This window comes from Streptomyces venetus, assembly GCF_039540295.1.
GTDB lineage: Bacteria > Actinomycetota > Actinomycetes > Streptomycetales > Streptomycetaceae > Streptomyces > Streptomyces venetus.
The window spans coordinates 829,630-845,258 of record NZ_BAABET010000003.1; the positions used below are offsets into that span (position 1 = coordinate 829,630).

Sequence of the window (15,629 nt, forward strand, 5' to 3'; positions counted from 1 at the left end):
CCCAGCGTAGTTCGCCGCATCCCAAGCGTTAAGGGGCATTGTTCCGGTTGGCGGGATTGTGGTCCGTACTGAGGTACGGGTCGGATACGGGCAGTTGCGGCGTGCTCCCACTGTGTGGCCGTGCGCCCGCCCGTGCGCTCTTCTCCGGCCATCACGGGAGCGGTTCCATGGTCCGTGCGTGGGTCGGCCCGCTGTACTGGATCCAGTGGGCTGGGGGACACCGCCGCCTACATCCCCGCGGGCGGCGGAACGGTCCGGGAGGCGTGTCCCGTCTCCCGGACTGCGCGGCCGGGTGAGGGTGTGCGGAGTCTGTACGGAGAGTGTTCGACGCCGTCCGCGTGAAGCCGATTTGGCTGAAAATCGACCCCGTCGGTCGTGCGGCTTCAGGGCTCCGACCATGGTGATTGAGGGCGCACCAGGCGTATTCGAGGCGCGTTCCGGGGGCGCATTCACGTCGCGGTCTTGCCGACTCCCTTACCTTCTCCCCTCACTTCGCCTTCTCTTCGCCCTTCTCTTGGTCCTTCTCTCCGTCGGCGTCGTCCGTATCTTCTTGTCACGCTCGGGTGTTCGGGGTCGTTCGGGACGGCGCGGGTGTCTCCGCCGGGGCGCATTCAGCGGAGCGCAAGCGGCGCGGGCACCCTCTGGAACGCTTCCTTCATGGCAGCATGGTGAACCGGTTCGTACGGTGCACTGGTTGTCCACAGCCTGTGGAGGCGGCGATGCGGTGGTTGGTGGGGTGGAGCAGCACCGCCGCGGGAGCCGTCGCTGCCGGTTCTGCGGGGGCCACGGGACCCGACGGCGAGACCGTGCACCCGGTGGGTTCCCACCTCCTGTGGGGCGACCCCGACCCGCTGTGGGCGGTCGGCGACTGGCGTCCCGACGAGGTGCGGGTCGTGAAGGCCGACGACCGTACCCGTATCGCCGTCCTCGGCATCTGCGGCGCCACCGACGAGCAGTTGCGTGTCGCCCTGTTCGCCGCGCGCGGCGGGGCACTTCGGCATCTGACCGCCTGGCCGGGAAGCTACACCGCGATCGTGCAGGTCGGCCGGAGGGTCACCGTCTGCGGCGATCTCGCGGGCGCGCGGCCGGTGTTCCACACGCCCTGGGCCGGCGGTACGGCGTACGCCACGGCCGCGCTGCCGCTGGCCGACCTCATCGAGGCCAACCTCGACTTCGGGCACCTCGCCGCGCTGCTGGCCGCCCCCGACGTGCCGGCCGCGCTGCACGACTCCACGCCGTACGACGGCGTGAAGCGCGTTCCGCCGGGGCACGCACTCATCCTGCGCGCCGGGGCGCGCGAGATCGCCGGCTACGAGCCCGTGGCCTCGCTGGCCGTGGCCGCACCCGCGGCCGATCCCGACAGCGCGGTCGACGCGGTGCGCGACGCGCTCGTCGAAGCCGTACGGACGCGGCTGGCCGCGCCGCGGCACGTGCCCGGGGCGGACATCGACCCCGGACCGGTGCCCGGCATGGGGCCCGCCGAGCGGCGTGCCGCGCGCGGGATGCCCGTGCCGGGGATCGGAGCGGACCTCTCCGGCGGGCCGGCCTCCGGGACGCTGGCGCTGCTCGCCGCGGGACTGCCCGGGAGGCCGGGCACGGTGCTGGGACACGGCACGGGCGCGGGGGAGCGGCTGCTGGCCGTCACGTTCAACGACCTCGCCGTCGGCGGGCGGGAGGCCGAGCTGGAGCGGGCCGGTGCCCTGGCCGCCAACCCGCGACTGCACCACGTGGTGGTGGCCGGCGGTGAGGAGACCCTGCCGTACGCCGACCTCGACGGCCCGTTGACGGACGAGCCGGGCGCGTCCCTGGTGGCGGCGGCCCGGCACCGGGCGCGGCTGGCGGCCGGCAGCGCGGACCACTTCACCGGCTACGGCGCGCGGCAGGTCCTGGACGCGCATCCGGCCCGGCTGGCCGACCTGCTGATGGACCGCAAGCGGCGTCACCTGGTGCGGCCCGTCGCCGCGCTGGCCAAGGCCGACGGCTCGGTGCTGGTGCCCGCGCGCGTGTACGCGGCGGCTCGGCGGCTGTCCCGTACGCCGTATCGGGCGGGGCTGGAATCCCTGGCCGAGACCCTGCTGGAGCACCGTACGGACGACGGTCTCGACGCGCCCGGCAACGCGGTGGAGGCCTCGCTCGCCGCGCTGACCTGGGGCAGACCCGGGCCGGCGGCGCGCTGGCTGACCGGTGAGGCGCTCGCCGAGGTATCGGTTCGCCTTCAGGCGGCCACGCACCGGTCGGAGTCGGTGGGGCCGGGGCAGCGGCCGGGTGACTTCCGCGCGCGTGCGGCGCTGGCGCGGCAGGCGGCGGACCTGCGGGTGCTGGAGCAGGCGGCGGAGATCCGCTTCCAGCGGCTGCACGCGCCGTTCCTCGACAACCAGGTCGTGCGCGCGGCACGGGCGCTGCCGGAGGCGTTGCGGGTGCGGCCCGGGGCACGGGCCGCGATCCTGCGGACGGTGCTGGAGGGGGCCGGAGTACGGGAGCTGCCGCCCGGGTGGGGCGCCCCGACCCAGGCGACGACGGCGGCCGTGGCCCGCACGGGCCTGAGGGTGGCGGCGGACTCCCTGATCACCCTGTTCGACACGCCGCTGCTCGCGGAGGCCGGTCTGGTGGAGGCCCGGGTGGTCCGCAAGGCCCTGCGCGGCGCGGCAGCCGGCGAACCCCTTCCGCTGGACGGCCTCGCGGACCTGGTCTCCTTGGAACTGTGGCTGCGCCGCCTGCTGGCCCGCCGGGGGACGTGCTGGACGGGGACACCGGCCCGCCAGCGCGCGGTACCGGCGGGGATCGCGCCGCAGAGGGGGGCGTTGGGGGCGGGGGCCGGGCGTGGCGGGCGCGTGTAGCGCGTCCGCGTGGGGGTGCGCGTCTGCGCCTGCTCGCCGGGGGTGGGTCGGGGCCGCGCCGGGGGGTGTCCGTCCTCGGAACGGCGCGATGGGGTGTCACACCGACTGACTGGCGTCGACGCGCCAACCGCTGCGGGCGGACACCCCCCGACACGTCCCCTTCCGTGCGACGGCGGGTGCGGGCGCGTCGTGGCTGCCGCAATCCGTCCTAGCCGCGGGCAGTCGTGCCGCTGGGGCGATGGGGGTCCCCCCTGCTATAGCGAAGCCGAGAGCTTGGGGGAGGGTGGGCGCGGCGGCACCCCGCAGCGCCGGGCTGCGCAACGCCCCGGCCCCAGCGACAACCCCGAGCACCTGACACCGCCGAGTTCCGCAACGCCCCGCGCGAAAACCCCACGGTCCTCGCACCCGCCCCGGCCACAATGACCCAGTGCGGTACAGAATCCTGGGCACCACCGAGGCAGCAGACGAGCACGGCAAACCCATCCCCCTGGGCGGCCCCCGCCTCCGCGCCCTGCTCACCGCCCTGGCCCTACGCCCCTCCCACGTCACCACACCCCAGACCCTGATCGACGAGGTGTGGACGGACACCCGGCCCCAGGACGCCCCCGCCGCCCTCCAGGCCCTCGTCGCCCGACTCCGCCGAGCCCTCGGCAAGAACGCCGTGACCTCCCACACCGGCGGCTACCGCCTCACGGCCACCCACGACGACATCGACCTCTTCGTCTTCGAACGGCTCGTCCGGCACGGCACCGACGCCCTCACCGCCGGCGACCCCACCCTCGCGGACCAGCACCTCGACGCCGCCCTCACCCTCTGGCGCGGCCCGGCCCTCGCCGACCTCCCCGACCGCTCCGCCGCCACCCGCCCGGAGGCGGCCCGCCTGGAGGCGACCCGGGCGCGGGCTGAGGCCCGCCTCCGGCTGGGCCGCGCGCGTGACGTCGTACCGGAACTGCGCGAACTGACCGCCGTGCACCCGTACGACGAACCGCTGCACGCCCTTCTCATCCGCGCCCTGCGCGACACCGGCAGAACAGCCGACGCCCTCGCCGCCTACGAATCCGTCCGCCGCGCCCTCGCGGAGGGCCTCGGCACCGACCCAGGCCCCCAACTCCGCACCCTGCACGCCGACCTGCTCACCTCTTCCGAGACCGACGGCGGACCGCCACCCGCACACCCCGAGCCACCCGCACACCCCGCCCCGCCCGAGCGCACCGGGAACCTCCGCCCCCGTCTGACCTCCTTCGTCGGCCGGGAACCCGAGATCGACGCCATCCGTTCCGACATGCACAGGGCCCGCCTCGTCACCCTCACCGGACCGGGCGGCTCCGGAAAGACCCGTCTCGCCGAGGAAGCCGCCGCCGGGCTCCCGCAGGCGTGGCTGGCCGAGCTCGCCCCGCTCGACCGGCCGGAGGCGGTGCCGGGCGCGGTGGTCAGCGCGCTCGGACTGCGCGAGACCGTGCTGATGACAAGCGAGCTGACGGCCGTGCAGGACGACCCGGTCGCCCTGCTCGTCGAGTACTGCGCGCCGCGCAGCCCCCTCCTGATCCTCGACAACTGCGAGCATGTCATCGGGGCCGCCGCGCATCTCGCCGAGACCCTCCTGACCCGCTGCCCGGGGCTTAGGATCCTCGCGACCAGCCGGGAACCCCTGGGCGTGCCGGGGGAGTCGGTGCGGCCGGTCGAGCCCCTGCGGCCCGACCACGCCCGCCGGCTGTTCGCGGAGCGCGCCGCCGCCGTCCGGCCCGATGCCGACGCCGTGCTCCGGGACGAGCGGGCGGTGGCGGAGATCTGCGGCCGCCTGGACGGGCTGCCGCTCGCCATCGAACTGGCGGCGGCCCGGCTCCGGCTGCTCACACCCCGCCAGATCGCCGACCGGCTCGACGACCGCTTCCGCCTCCTCACCTCCGGGAGCCGTACGGTCCTGCCCCGTCAGCAGACCCTGCGTGCCGTCGTCGACTGGTCGTGGGACCTGCTCGACGAGGCCGAGCGGACGGTGCTGTGCGAGGTGTCCGTGTTCGCGGGCGGCTGGGACCTGGACGCGGCGGAGGCCGTGTGCACCGGGGCCGCGGCCGAGCTGATCGGTGCGCTCGTCGACAAGTCCCTGGTCGTGGCCGCCCCCTGCGCGAGGGACGGCTCCGGCGGCATGCGGTACCGGATGCTGGAGACCATCCACGAGTACGCGGTCGAGCGCGCCGCCGAAGTCCCCGGGCTGCGCGCGCAGGCCGAACTCCGGCATCGTGCCTGGGCGCGGGCGCTCGTCGAGCGGGCCGATCCGCTGCTGCGCTCCGCCGGGCAACTGCCGTGGATCTCCCGGCTGGAGACCGAGCACGACAACATCCGTGCCGCCCTCGACCGGGCCCTCGCGGGCGGGGACGAGCGGGAGGCGGCTGCCCTCGCCGTGGCCATGGGCTGGTTCTGGTGGCTGCGGAACTACCGGCACGAGGGCATGGAGTGGCTCGACCGGATCCTGCGCCTGGGGGTGGGGATCGACGTACTGGGCCGGGTGCCCTCCCCTGAGGAAGAGGACCTGCCTGATCCCGCCGAGCACTTCCTCGCCCTGCCGGACGGGGAGGCGGGGCACCCGCTGGCTGCCCTGCGGATGGATCTGCGCATGCTGCATCTGTTCTTCATGGCCGAGGCCCGGCCCATGGAGGCGTTCGTGGAGGAGCGGCGGTCGTACGTGACCCGCTTGTGGGCGTACTTCGAGGCGGGCGGACCGCAGGCGGCCCGGGTCCCGGGGCTCGTCTGGCCGGTGATCTCCCCCTTCGTGGGCTGGCAGGGTGACATCCGGGGCGTCATGGACTCTGTCGTCGCCAACTGCCGTGCCCACGGCGGGGACTGGGAGACCGCCGTCGCCCTGATGTTCCGCACCCACATGGTCATCGACTCTCCTGGCGACCTGACAGGCGTCGACGACGACCTCGCGGAGCTGCGCCTGCTCAGCAACCGCTCCGGGGACCGCTGGCTACGGGCGCAGGTGTGCAGCGCGGCCGGCGAGACGGCCATGGCGCGCAGCCGCTTCGAGGAGGCCAAGGGGGAGTACGAGGAGGCGCTGCGGCTCGCCTACGAGGTGGGCGCGTACGCCGAGTCGCCGTTCCTCATCGCACGGCTCGGCGAGATCGCCTACCGCGCGGGGGACCGGCCGGCCGCGCTGACGGCGCTGGACGAGGCGAGCGCCGCCGCCGACCGGTACGCCGTGGCGGACTCCAAGGCGTTCGTCCTGCTGTTGCGGGCCCAGATGGCGTGGGAGGAGGGACATATGGCGCGGGCTCGGGCGCTGTGCGAGGAGGCCCGCGCGGAGACCGGGCGTGGCACCCCGCCGCCCCAGTTCATGGTGATGCTGGATCTCATCGACGCCGTGATCACGGCGAGTGAGTCCGGTCCGGAGCCCGCGCTGGTCAAACTGGCCGGGGCCCTGCGTGAGGCGGTGGAGAAGCGCTGCTCCGACACGATCCGGGCCACGGTCGTGGACAGCGCGGCATGGCTGCTGGCCGATTCCGGCGACTTCGCGCGCGCGGCCCGGCTGCTCGGTGCCGGGGACCACTGGCGGGGCGGCCGTCCCCGCCCCATGCCGGAACGCGCCCACGCGGAACGGGCCACGGCCGCCGCCCGCGCCGCCCTGGGCGGTGTCCGGTGCGATGCGGAGCGGGCCCGGGGCGCCCAGCTCACCGCCGACGACGTGCTGTGCGAGTTGGACGAGGCACGCGGCTCGTACGCGGGTGGGCCCGGTGGCCGCTAACCGCAGGTGAACCTCGACTCGGCCCAGTCCGCCAAGGCCACGCCGTCGAGAACACCGTGCGGTTCCACGACGAGCCGTACGGTGCTGCGGCCGGTGAGGTCCACATGCACCGGCCTCGCCGGGTCACCCCCTTCGACCGGGGTGGACCGCCACAGCAGGGTTCCGTCGGCGTAGACGGAGAAGGACACCTCGCCGAGCCTCAGCGTCATGTCGTCCACGCCGAGGAGCGCCTCGTACGAGGAGCAGTCGCGGTTGAGGTCGATGGTGACGGAGGAGCGGCCGTGCACGGTCACGCCGTGCGGGTACCGCCGGTCGCCGACCGACAGGCCGGACCGCTGCCAGACCCAGCTGCTCGAGCCGATCCGCATCTCGGGCTCGCTGCCGTCGCCGCTGATGTCGTACGACAGTTCGCTCCACTGGTAGACGGCCGGGGCGGGCACGGGTGGTGGGGTGGGCGCGGGGGCCGGGGGTGGCGTCGGCCTCGGGGACGCGGACGCGGGCGGCGGGCTGGGAGCCGGTGCCGGGCCGGAGGACGGTGCGGACGAGGAGCTGGGTGTGGGAGCCGGTGTCGGTGCCGGCACGGGGGTCTCGGCGCCCACCGGCACGATCGCCGGCGGCCGCGGACCGGGTTCCCGACCCGAAGGATCCGAAGGACTCGACGGACCCGAAGGAGGAGAAGGAGAGGAGGGAGCGGGAGTGGGATCGCCCGGCAGGAGCGCCGGCGACGACGGGGAAGGGGCCGTCGCCGCCTCGCCGTCGGGCTTGTCGTTCCCCGCCAGTGCCAGCACCACGGCGACCGCGACGCCCACGGCGACCACACCGGCCGCGATACCGGCCTTCAGGGGTGCGCCCACCCCCTCGGACGCCACCCCACCGCCACCGCCACCGCTTCCGGCCCCTCCGGAAGCACCGGCCGCACCGGCACCGGCCGCCGCCGTCCCGCCACTCGCCCCGCCCGAGGCCGCTCCGCCCGCCGCGGCCGCCCCGGCCGCGCCCGCACCTTTGGCGATGAGCCCGGCCGCCTTGGCGTACCCGGCGGCGCCGAACCAGCCGATGACGGCGACCGGCACCACGGCGGGGATGCCCCCGGCGACCTCCTCGATCTGCAGCGCGGCCAGCCGGCACCTGGCGCACTCCTCCAGGTGCTTGCGCAGTCCCCGCTCGGCGCGGGTGCGCAGCCGGCCACGGGCGTACGTGCCGAGCTGGTCGGCGTAGCGCGCGCACGCCTCGTCGCCGGTGAGCGTGGCGCTGACATGGGCCTGGAGGTAGGCCTGCCTGAGGCCCTCGCGGGCCCGGCTGGCGAGGACGCGTGTGCCGTTGGCGTCCAGCCCGAAGAGCGTGGCGACCTCGCTGGGCGACTCGTCCTCGACCTCGGTGTGCCACAGCACGGCCTGCCACCGCTCCGGCAGCGAGCGGAAGGCCCGCATCGCCATGGACCGGTCGGCCTCGTGCATCGCCCGGACGTCCGCGCCGAGTTCCGGCGCGTCGTCGTCGGAGACGTCGGAGCCGGGTGCGGACCGGGCGGCGAACACCGCGAAGTCCTCGACGAGCTGCTCCCGCCGTGCCGACCTCGTCCAGGAGGCCGCGACGCGGCGTAAGGAGGTGAGCAGGTACGCGCGTACGGCCTGCTCGGGGCCGGAGCCGCCGCGCACCGCCTGGAGCATGCGGGCGAAGACCTCCGCGGTCAGGTCGTCCGCGGTGTGGGCGTCACGGCAGCAGGTCCGGGCGTACCGGCGCACGGCGGGCGCGTGACGCCGGTACAGCTCCTCGTACGCCGTGTCGTCGCCCGAGCGCATCCGGTCGATGAGCTGGGCGTCGGAGGGCGGCAGCTCGCGCGGCGGCGGCAGGACACTGTCCTCGTGCCACGCACGCTGCGGCGGCACCGAGCCGTCGGCTGTGGCGTCACCGCTGCCGCTCGACTCGTCCCGCCCGTCAACGCTCATCGCGGAAAGCCCCCGCCAGCCGCCCAACACGTCCAGACCACCGGGTCAGAGTGCCATAACGGCTTCTGGTCGGGACCCCGGAATTCGGATCATCACTCATCCGTGGGGACGTGCCGCACGCCAGTACTAGCTGTCACTCGTTCGGGGAATGATTCCCCGTCGCCCCGGGCCCGGAAGTCCCCCTCCGAGCCCGGAAACCCCGTTCCGAGCGCGGAAGCTCACGCCGGGCGTGACCGCAGCCCCTCCAGCAGGATGTCCAGCAGCCGGGCCGAGGCGGCCGCCTGCTGCGCCGCGTCCGGCAGCGAGGGCGCGGCCGTCGCGATCACCAGCAGGACGTCCGACACCGACACGTCCGGCCGCAGCTCACCCGCCGCACGCGCCCGCTCCACGAGCTGACCCACGACCTCGAGCAGCGCCGACGCCCCTGCGTCGTCGTCCGCGCCGACCACGGGCGCCGGCACCGCGGCGACCGCCACCGGCTCCTCCGGCACCAGCCGCAGCTCCGTGGCGCCCGGCTGCGTCCGCTGCTGCGGCACCCGCGCGCCGCCGGGCCCGTCCTCGCCCACCGAGACCCGCAGCACCTGCGGCGGCAGCAGCCGTCCGGCACCCGAGGCCACCGACGTGCGCAGGAAACGCGACAGCGCCGACCACGGCTCGTCCTCCTGCCCGAGGGCCGCCCGTGCCTGGTCGGTCAGCCGGGAGGTCTCCTCCTCGGCTATCCGCCGCACCAGGACGTCCTTGCTCGGGAACCGCCGGTACACCGTGCCCACACCGACCCGCGCGCGCCGGGCCACGTCCTCCATCGGCGCGCCGTACCCCAGCTCGCCGAAGACCTCGCGCGCCGCCCGCAGGACGTGCTCCAGATTGCGCTGTGCGTCCACGCGCAGTGGCGTCGTCCGCGCTCCGTGCCCGCGTCCGTTGCCCGTCGCCGCGCTCATCGTCACGCCACCCGCCGCGAGAGCAGATGCGGACGACCAATGAGAATCCTGAACATGCATACGCATTCCCCCGGTAATGACGTCTCCCCCCGGAGACTCTCCCCGCCATTCGATGCCGGGACGTGGGAACCGGCCCGGTTCCGCGGCCCGCCGTCGCGGACCCGGTGAGCACATCCCCCTACACCCCGTCGACACACGAACATAGTTGAGAGGGAGTCAATTCAGAAGGGGCACGTTCCGCACGGAGCGCCCACCGATCGGAGTACGGACCGCATACGTCCTGAATGTGCCCCCGCGCACGCCCCACACCACCCCTGCTGACCTGCGGGAATCGAGAGCAGCTTGCGATTCCGGCCAACTCCGCGCGCTCTCCCGCTCCGGTCACACAATTCGTCGAGGCTGTGGACAAACGCAAGCGGCGGGTGCGTCATGGGATGGTGAAGGAACGTGCGCGCATTCTCGTTGTCGGTGGTGGCTACGTCGGGATGTACACGGCCCTGCGCCTCCAGCGCAGACTGAAACGGGAACTGGAGCGGGACGAGGCCGAGATCACGGTCGTCACCCCCGACCCGTACATGACGTACCAGCCGTTCCTCCCCGAGGCCGCCGCCGGCGCCATCTCACCCCGCCACGTCGTCGTACCGCTGCGCCGCGTCCTCGACCGGTGCCGCATCGTCATCGGCGAGGCCACTGCCGTCGACCACGCGAAACGCACCGCCACCGTCGCCACCCTCGCCACCGAGGAGGAGGGCACGGGCGGACAGCTGCTCCCGTACGACGAACTCGTCCTCGCCCCCGGCTCCGTCTCGCGCACCCTGCCGATTCCCGGCCTCGCCGACCACGGCATCGGCTTCAAGACCCTCGAGGAAGCCATCGGCCTGCGCAACCACGTCATCGAACAGATGGACATCGCCTCCTCCACCCGCGACCCCGCGATCCGCGACGCGGCCCTCACCTTCGTTTTCGTCGGCGGCGGCTTCGCGGGCGTCGAGGCACTCGGCGAACTGGAGGACATGGCCCGCTACGCCGCGCGCTACTACCACAACGTCCAGCCCGAGGACATGAAGTGGATCCTCGTCGAGGCCTCGGACCGCATCCTGCCCGAGGTGGGCGAGGAGATGGGCCGCTACACCGTCACCGAACTGCGCCGCCGCAACATCGACGTACGCCTGCGGACCCGTCTGGACTCCTGCGCGGACCGGGTCGCCGTCCTCAGCGACGGAGCCCGCTTCCCCACTCGAACAGTCGTCTGGACGGCCGGCGTGAAACCCCACCCGCTGCTCGCCGCCACCGACCTGCACCGCAACGACCGCGGCCGGCTGAAGTGCACGCCGGAACTGACCATCGAGGGCACCACGCACGCGTGGGCGGCGGGAGACGCGGCCGCCGTCCCCGACGTCACCGCGGCGGAGACCGGCCGCGAGTGCGCCCCCAACGCCCAGCACGCCCTCCGCCAGGCCAAGGTCCTCGCCGACAACATCGTGCACACCCTGCGCGGTGAGCCCCTGACGACGTACGAACACGCCTACGTCGGCTCGGTCGCCTCCCTGGGCCTGCACAAGGGCGTCGCCCACGTCTACGGACGCAAGCTCAAGGGCTACCCCGCCTGGTTCATGCACCGCGCCTACCACCTCAGCCGCGTGCCCACCTTCAACCGCAAGGCGCGCGTGCTCGCCGAATGGGCCCTGGCCGGATTGTTCAAACGGGAGATCGTCTCGCTGGGTTCACTCGAACACCCCCGGGCGGAGTTCGAACTCGCGGCCGGTGGAAAGCCTCCCCAGGACCCCTCGCACAACCCGAAGGGGTCGTCCTGACCGGACCCAGGAACTCCATCGGCCGGCCCGGCGTCTGACGGATGTTGGCCCGGTCGGCACACTGCCAGACTGGTCCTCCACCGCGGGTGTGCCACCGCTCGCCCCGGTGCGGGCCCCCGGGGCCCCGGCCGGTTCCGGTGCCGGCCGCCGACGACTACACGAGGCAAGGATTCGTGAACTTCACGCGCTGGAGCGCCCGGCTCCCCGGAACGCAGCGCCGCGCCGCAGCGCGGACCGAGCAGACGGCCTCCCCGGACCGGCAGGGGGAAGGCTCCGTGCCCGCCGCCCGTGCCGAACAAGTGACCGACGAGGCACCGCCGGTACCCGCCGTCGACGAACTGCGGGTGCGCGAGGTCCTCGACCGGGTCCCGTCCCTCGTCGCCCTGGTCCACGGCCCCGACCACCGCATCGCCTACGTCAACGACGCCTACCGGACCGCCTTCGGCGCACGCCCCCTGGGCGAACGCGCCCGCGAGGCCCTCCCCGAACTGGACGCCCTCGGCCTGTTCCCCCTCCTGGACCAGGTCCAGCGCAGCGGCAAGCCGCGCACGGTGAAGTCCCGCAAGGCCCCCGACGGCCGCTCCTACACCTTCACCTGCACCCCGGTCGCCCAGGGCGACGGCAAGGGCGGCAGCAACGGCCGCGGCGTCCTCGTCTTCGCCACCGACGTCACCGACCACGCCGAAGCCGCGGAACGCCTGCGCACCAGCGAACGCCGCCAACGCGAAACCGCGGTGACCCTCCAGAGATCCCTGCTCCCCCAGGAACTCGAAGAGCCCGATGACCTGCGCATCGCCGCCACCTACCACCCCGGCGGCACCGAGGCCGCGGTCGGCGGCGACTGGTACGACGTCATCACCCTGGGCGGCGGCCGCACAGCCCTGGTCATCGGCGACGTCATGGGCCGCGGCGTCCGGGCGGCAGCCGTCATGGGCCAGCTCCGCACAGCGGTCCGCGCCTACGCCCGCCTCGACCTCCCACCCCACGAGGTCCTCCAGCTCCTCGACGGCCTGGCAGCCGAGATCGACGCCAACCAGATCGCCACCTGCGCGTACGCGGTCCACGACCCGAACGAGGGCAAGCTGGTCTACGCCTCGGCCGGCCACCTCCCCATCCTGGTCCGCGACGAGAACGGCACGGTCCTGCGCGCCGAGGAACCCACCGGCCCCCCGCTCGGCACCGGCGGCTGGATGCACACCTCCGGCTCGATCCCCCTCAGCCCCGGCTCCACGGCCGTCCTCTACACGGACGGCCTGGTCGAACGCCGCGACGCCGACCTGGACGAGGGCATCGCCGCCCTGGAACGCGCCCTGTCCGGCGCCACCGGCACCCCCCAGGTCGTCTGCGACCGCCTGGTCCGTTCCGCCGGTGTCACCCCCGACCACGACGACGACGTGGCCGTCCTGGTCCTCCAGCACCCGGCCCGCACCGGCCCCGAGGGCGAGCTCTTCCGCAACGCCGCCCTGGAACTCCTCGGCGGCGTCGAAGCGGCCCCCCGCGCGCGTGCCTTCGCCTCCGGCGTCCTCACCAGCTGGCGCTTCCCCGCCGACCTGCACGACCTGGGAGTCCTCGCCACCAGCGAACTGGTCGCCAACTCCCTCCAGCACGGCACCCCGCCGATGCGGCTGCGCCTGCGCCGCACCGACCGCCGCCTGATCATCGAGGTCACCGACGGCGACGACCACCTCCCCAGACGCCGCCGCGCGGAACCGGGCGACGAATCGGGCCGCGGCATCGCCATCGTCGCCACGATCGCGTCGAACTGGGGATGCCGCCGGACACCCGGCGGCGGCAAGGCGGTCTGGTGCGAGTTCGCCCTGCCGCGCACCCAGCTGCCGTAGGCGCGGGTCCGGATCGGCGACGGAGGATCAGACGTCCGCCGAAACGGGCGCCCCACCCCGCGCCACGACCCGGCTCTTCGCGACCCACGGCTGGTCCTGCACGTCCGTGAGCTGCCGCCCCAACCGCAGCGCAAGGACGGTGATCCCCAGGGAGAACACCAGGAACGCCAGGATGTACGGCGCGTGCAGCGAGGCCCCGAGCGGCCCGCCCACCGCCGGCCCGACGGCCAGCGCGAGCTGCTTGACCAGGGCGAACGCGGAGTTGTACTGCCCGGCCATCCCCTCCGGCGCGAGATCCGCGACCAGCGGCGCGACCGTCGGCGACAGCATCGCCTCACCCAGCCCGAACAGGGCGTACGTCGAGACGAACGCGGCCGTCGCCATCTCCTGGCTCCCGTGCCCGAGCCCCGCGTACCCGGCCACGGCCCACGCCACGGCCCAGATCAGCCCCACGACCGCGATCACCCGCGACCGCCGGCGCCGCTCCACGAACCGCAGCACGGCGAACTGCGCGACGACGATCATCAGCGTGTTCGCAGCCAGCGCGGTCCCCAGCGCCGACGTCGATATCCCGGCGGCCTCGACCCCGTACGCGCTCAGCCCCGACTCGAACTGCCCGTAGCAGGCGAAGAACAGCACGAAGCCCAGCACGCACAGCTGCACCATGGCCCGGTTGCCCAACAGCTGCTTCCAGCTGTTCCGCCCGGCCGACACGGGCGCCTCCCCGATCCGCGGCGCGTGCGGCATCCGCACGGTCGTCATCACCACGACCAGCAACAGGAACATCGCCGCCTCGATCGCGAACAGCAGAGTGAAGGAGGCGGCGCTCGTGGTGTCGACGAGATGACCACCGATGAGGCCACCGACACCGAGCCCGAGGTTCTGCAGGAAGAACTGCATGGCGAACGCCCGCGACCGCGTCTCCGCCGACGAGCAGTCCACGATCATCGTCGCCAGCGCCGGCTGCGTCACCGCCTGCCCGGCCCCCAGCAGGGAGGCCGACACCAGCACGGCCGCCGCGCTGCTCGCGATCCCCAGACTGAGCGCACCCAGAGCGGCGGTGACCAGGGCGGCGAGCAACACCGGCAGCGGGCCGCGCCGGACGATGGCACGCCCGGCGAACGGCAGCACGATCAGCGCGGCCACAGCGAAGACGGCGAGTACGAGACCCGCCGTCATGGCTCCCAGCCCTCGCACCTGCGCCACGTAGACGTACAGGTACGGGACCGTGAAGCCGAGCCCGAACGCGCTGAGTGCGTTACCCACGTGAATCCGGCGCATCGCTGCGCCCATCGCCCTGGTCACGTTCACCTCTCTCACAAGTTAGGAGTGAAGACTTCGAAACTAAAGTTCGAAGCTAAAGAGTACATACCCAAGGACTTCAAGGCAAAGAACAGGCGTGCGATACTGCGCACATGGGCGACACCCCCGGCCCCAGCGAGCCGACCCTCGAAGAGCAGATCGCCGCGTACCAGCGCGAGTTCCAGGACCTCGACCCCCAGGTCGAGCAGATCGTCTCGGCGCTGTCCCGCCTGAACCGCCGTATGAACGTCGCCTACGGCCGCCAGACCTCGGCCCTCGGCATCAGCAACGCCGAGTGGGAGGTCCTCAAGGCCCTCGTCCTCTCCGGAGCCCCCTACCGTCTGGGCCCGAGCGACCTGGCCAAGCGCCTCGGACTGACCCCGGCCGCCATGACGCACAGGATCGATCGCATGGTCGGCGAAGGGTTGGTAACCCGGGAGCGAGACGAGACGAACCGCGTACGAGTCATCGTGGAGCTGACATCCGAGGGGCGTGAGAAGTGGCTGGAGGCAATGCGCCTGGCGACGGTCTTCGAGGAGGACCTGCTCCAGGACCTGGCCCCGAAGGAGCGCGCCGCGCTCGGCGAAGTCCTGACTCGCCTCCTGCGCAGGGTCGAGGACGACCAGCCGGACGCCGGCGGACGCCTCTCAGACCTGGACTGACGGCACAACAAAAGATCTTGACAGGGACCGCTTGACAGCCCCCTGCCCGATCCGTAGAGTTCTTCGGGTTGCCACAGAGCCGTAACGGTTCTTCGGCAGCACTTCCGCCGCACGAGCGGCATCCAACCACCAGCAAGATCACTCCCAGCGGGGTTGTTTTCGGCGTGCCCGAATTCAATTCGAATTGGGACTCGACGACTCGATTTTGGAATCGCCGAGTGAGCGCGCTAAGGTTGGACACGTCGGAACGGCCCAACAGCCGCAAAGACAACCCCCGCTGACTGGGGATCAGGCCCGAAAGGATCTGATAGAGTCGGAACCGCCGGAAAGGGAAACGCGAAAGCGGGAACCTGGAAAGCACCGAGGAAATCGGATCGGAAAGATCTGATAGAGTCGGAAACGCAAGACCGAAGGGAAGCGCCCGGAGGAAAGCCCGAGAGGGTGAGTACAAAGGAAGCGACCGTTCCTTGAGAACTCAACAGCGTGCCAAAAGTCAACGCCAGATATGTTGATACCCCGTCTCCGGCCATCAGGCTGGGACGAGGTTCCTTTG

Annotated in this window: 8 protein-coding genes; 5 read left to right on the plus strand and 3 right to left on the minus strand. The window is 73.0% G+C overall.

From position 1 onward, the window contains the following. Window positions 1-719: 719 nt before the first annotated feature. Both ABEA82_RS13700 and ABEA82_RS13705 read left to right on the plus strand, forming a co-directional pair. On the plus strand, window positions 720-2,837 hold the full coding sequence (locus ABEA82_RS13700) for an asparagine synthase-related protein (protein WP_345661675.1): 2,118 nt from the start codon (window positions 720-722) through the stop codon (window positions 2,835-2,837). A 427-nt stretch (window positions 2,838-3,264) separates the two neighbouring features. After that, window positions 3,265-6,576, plus strand: coding sequence for an AfsR/SARP family transcriptional regulator (locus tag ABEA82_RS13705; RefSeq protein WP_345661677.1), 3,312 nt, complete (start codon window positions 3,265-3,267; stop codon window positions 6,574-6,576). Here the strand turns inward: ABEA82_RS13705 and ABEA82_RS13710 are convergent. Together ABEA82_RS13710 and ABEA82_RS13715 are read right to left on the minus strand one after the other, a co-directional pair. Beyond that, on the minus strand, window positions 6,573-8,519 hold the full coding sequence (locus tag ABEA82_RS13710; RefSeq protein WP_345661678.1) for a sigma-70 family RNA polymerase sigma factor: 1,947 nt from the start codon (window positions 8,517-8,519) through the stop codon (window positions 6,573-6,575). The genes ABEA82_RS13705 and ABEA82_RS13710 overlap by 4 nt on opposite strands. Before the next feature lie 218 nt (window positions 8,520-8,737). Then, window positions 8,738-9,517, minus strand: coding sequence for a TetR/AcrR family transcriptional regulator (locus ABEA82_RS13715; RefSeq protein ID WP_345661679.1), 780 nt, complete (start codon window positions 9,515-9,517; stop codon window positions 8,738-8,740). 374 nt (window positions 9,518-9,891) lie between these two features. Between ABEA82_RS13715 and ABEA82_RS13720 the strand changes: the two genes are divergently transcribed. Next, window positions 9,892-11,271: an NAD(P)/FAD-dependent oxidoreductase gene (locus ABEA82_RS13720; protein ID WP_345661680.1), complete on the plus strand. Its 1,380-nt coding sequence runs from the start codon at window positions 9,892-9,894 to the stop codon at window positions 11,269-11,271. 173 nt (window positions 11,272-11,444) lie between these two features. After that, window positions 11,445-13,112 (plus strand): ATP-binding SpoIIE family protein phosphatase, encoded by a 1,668-nt coding sequence (locus ABEA82_RS13725; protein WP_345661681.1) that lies wholly within the window; start codon window positions 11,445-11,447, stop codon window positions 13,110-13,112. Window positions 13,113-13,139: 27 nt separating this feature from the next. Here ABEA82_RS13725 and ABEA82_RS13730 read toward each other — a convergent pair whose 3' ends face one another. Beyond that, complete coding sequence (locus ABEA82_RS13730) at window positions 13,140-14,405, minus strand: MFS transporter (RefSeq protein ID WP_345661728.1); 1,266 nt, start codon at window positions 14,403-14,405, stop codon at window positions 13,140-13,142. A gap of 122 nt (window positions 14,406-14,527) precedes the next feature. On the opposite strand from ABEA82_RS13730, the gene ABEA82_RS13735 reads away from it, so the two are divergent. Next, window positions 14,528-15,076 (plus strand): MarR family winged helix-turn-helix transcriptional regulator, encoded by a 549-nt coding sequence (locus tag ABEA82_RS13735; RefSeq protein WP_345661682.1) that lies wholly within the window; start codon window positions 14,528-14,530, stop codon window positions 15,074-15,076. The last annotated feature ends 553 nt before the right edge of the window (window positions 15,077-15,629 follow it).

Excerpts from the sequence above, each read along its gene's own strand:
- ABEA82_RS13715 (WP_345661679.1), bottom strand. The coding sequence starts at position 9,517 with ATGCATGTTCAGGATTCTCATTGGTCGTCCGCATCTGCTCTCGCGGCG.
- ABEA82_RS13700 (WP_345661675.1), top strand. The coding sequence starts at position 720 with ATGCGGTGGTTGGTGGGGTGGAGCAGCACCGCCGCGGGAGCCGTCGCT.
- ABEA82_RS13720 (WP_345661680.1), top strand. The coding sequence starts at position 9,892 with ATGGTGAAGGAACGTGCGCGCATTCTCGTTGTCGGTGGTGGCTACGTC.
- ABEA82_RS13710 (WP_345661678.1), bottom strand. The coding sequence starts at position 8,519 with ATGAGCGTTGACGGGCGGGACGAGTCGAGCGGCAGCGGTGACGCCACA.
- ABEA82_RS13735 (WP_345661682.1), top strand. The coding sequence starts at position 14,528 with ATGGGCGACACCCCCGGCCCCAGCGAGCCGACCCTCGAAGAGCAGATC.
- ABEA82_RS13730 (WP_345661728.1), bottom strand. The coding sequence starts at position 14,405 with ATGGGCGCAGCGATGCGCCGGATTCACGTGGGTAACGCACTCAGCGCG.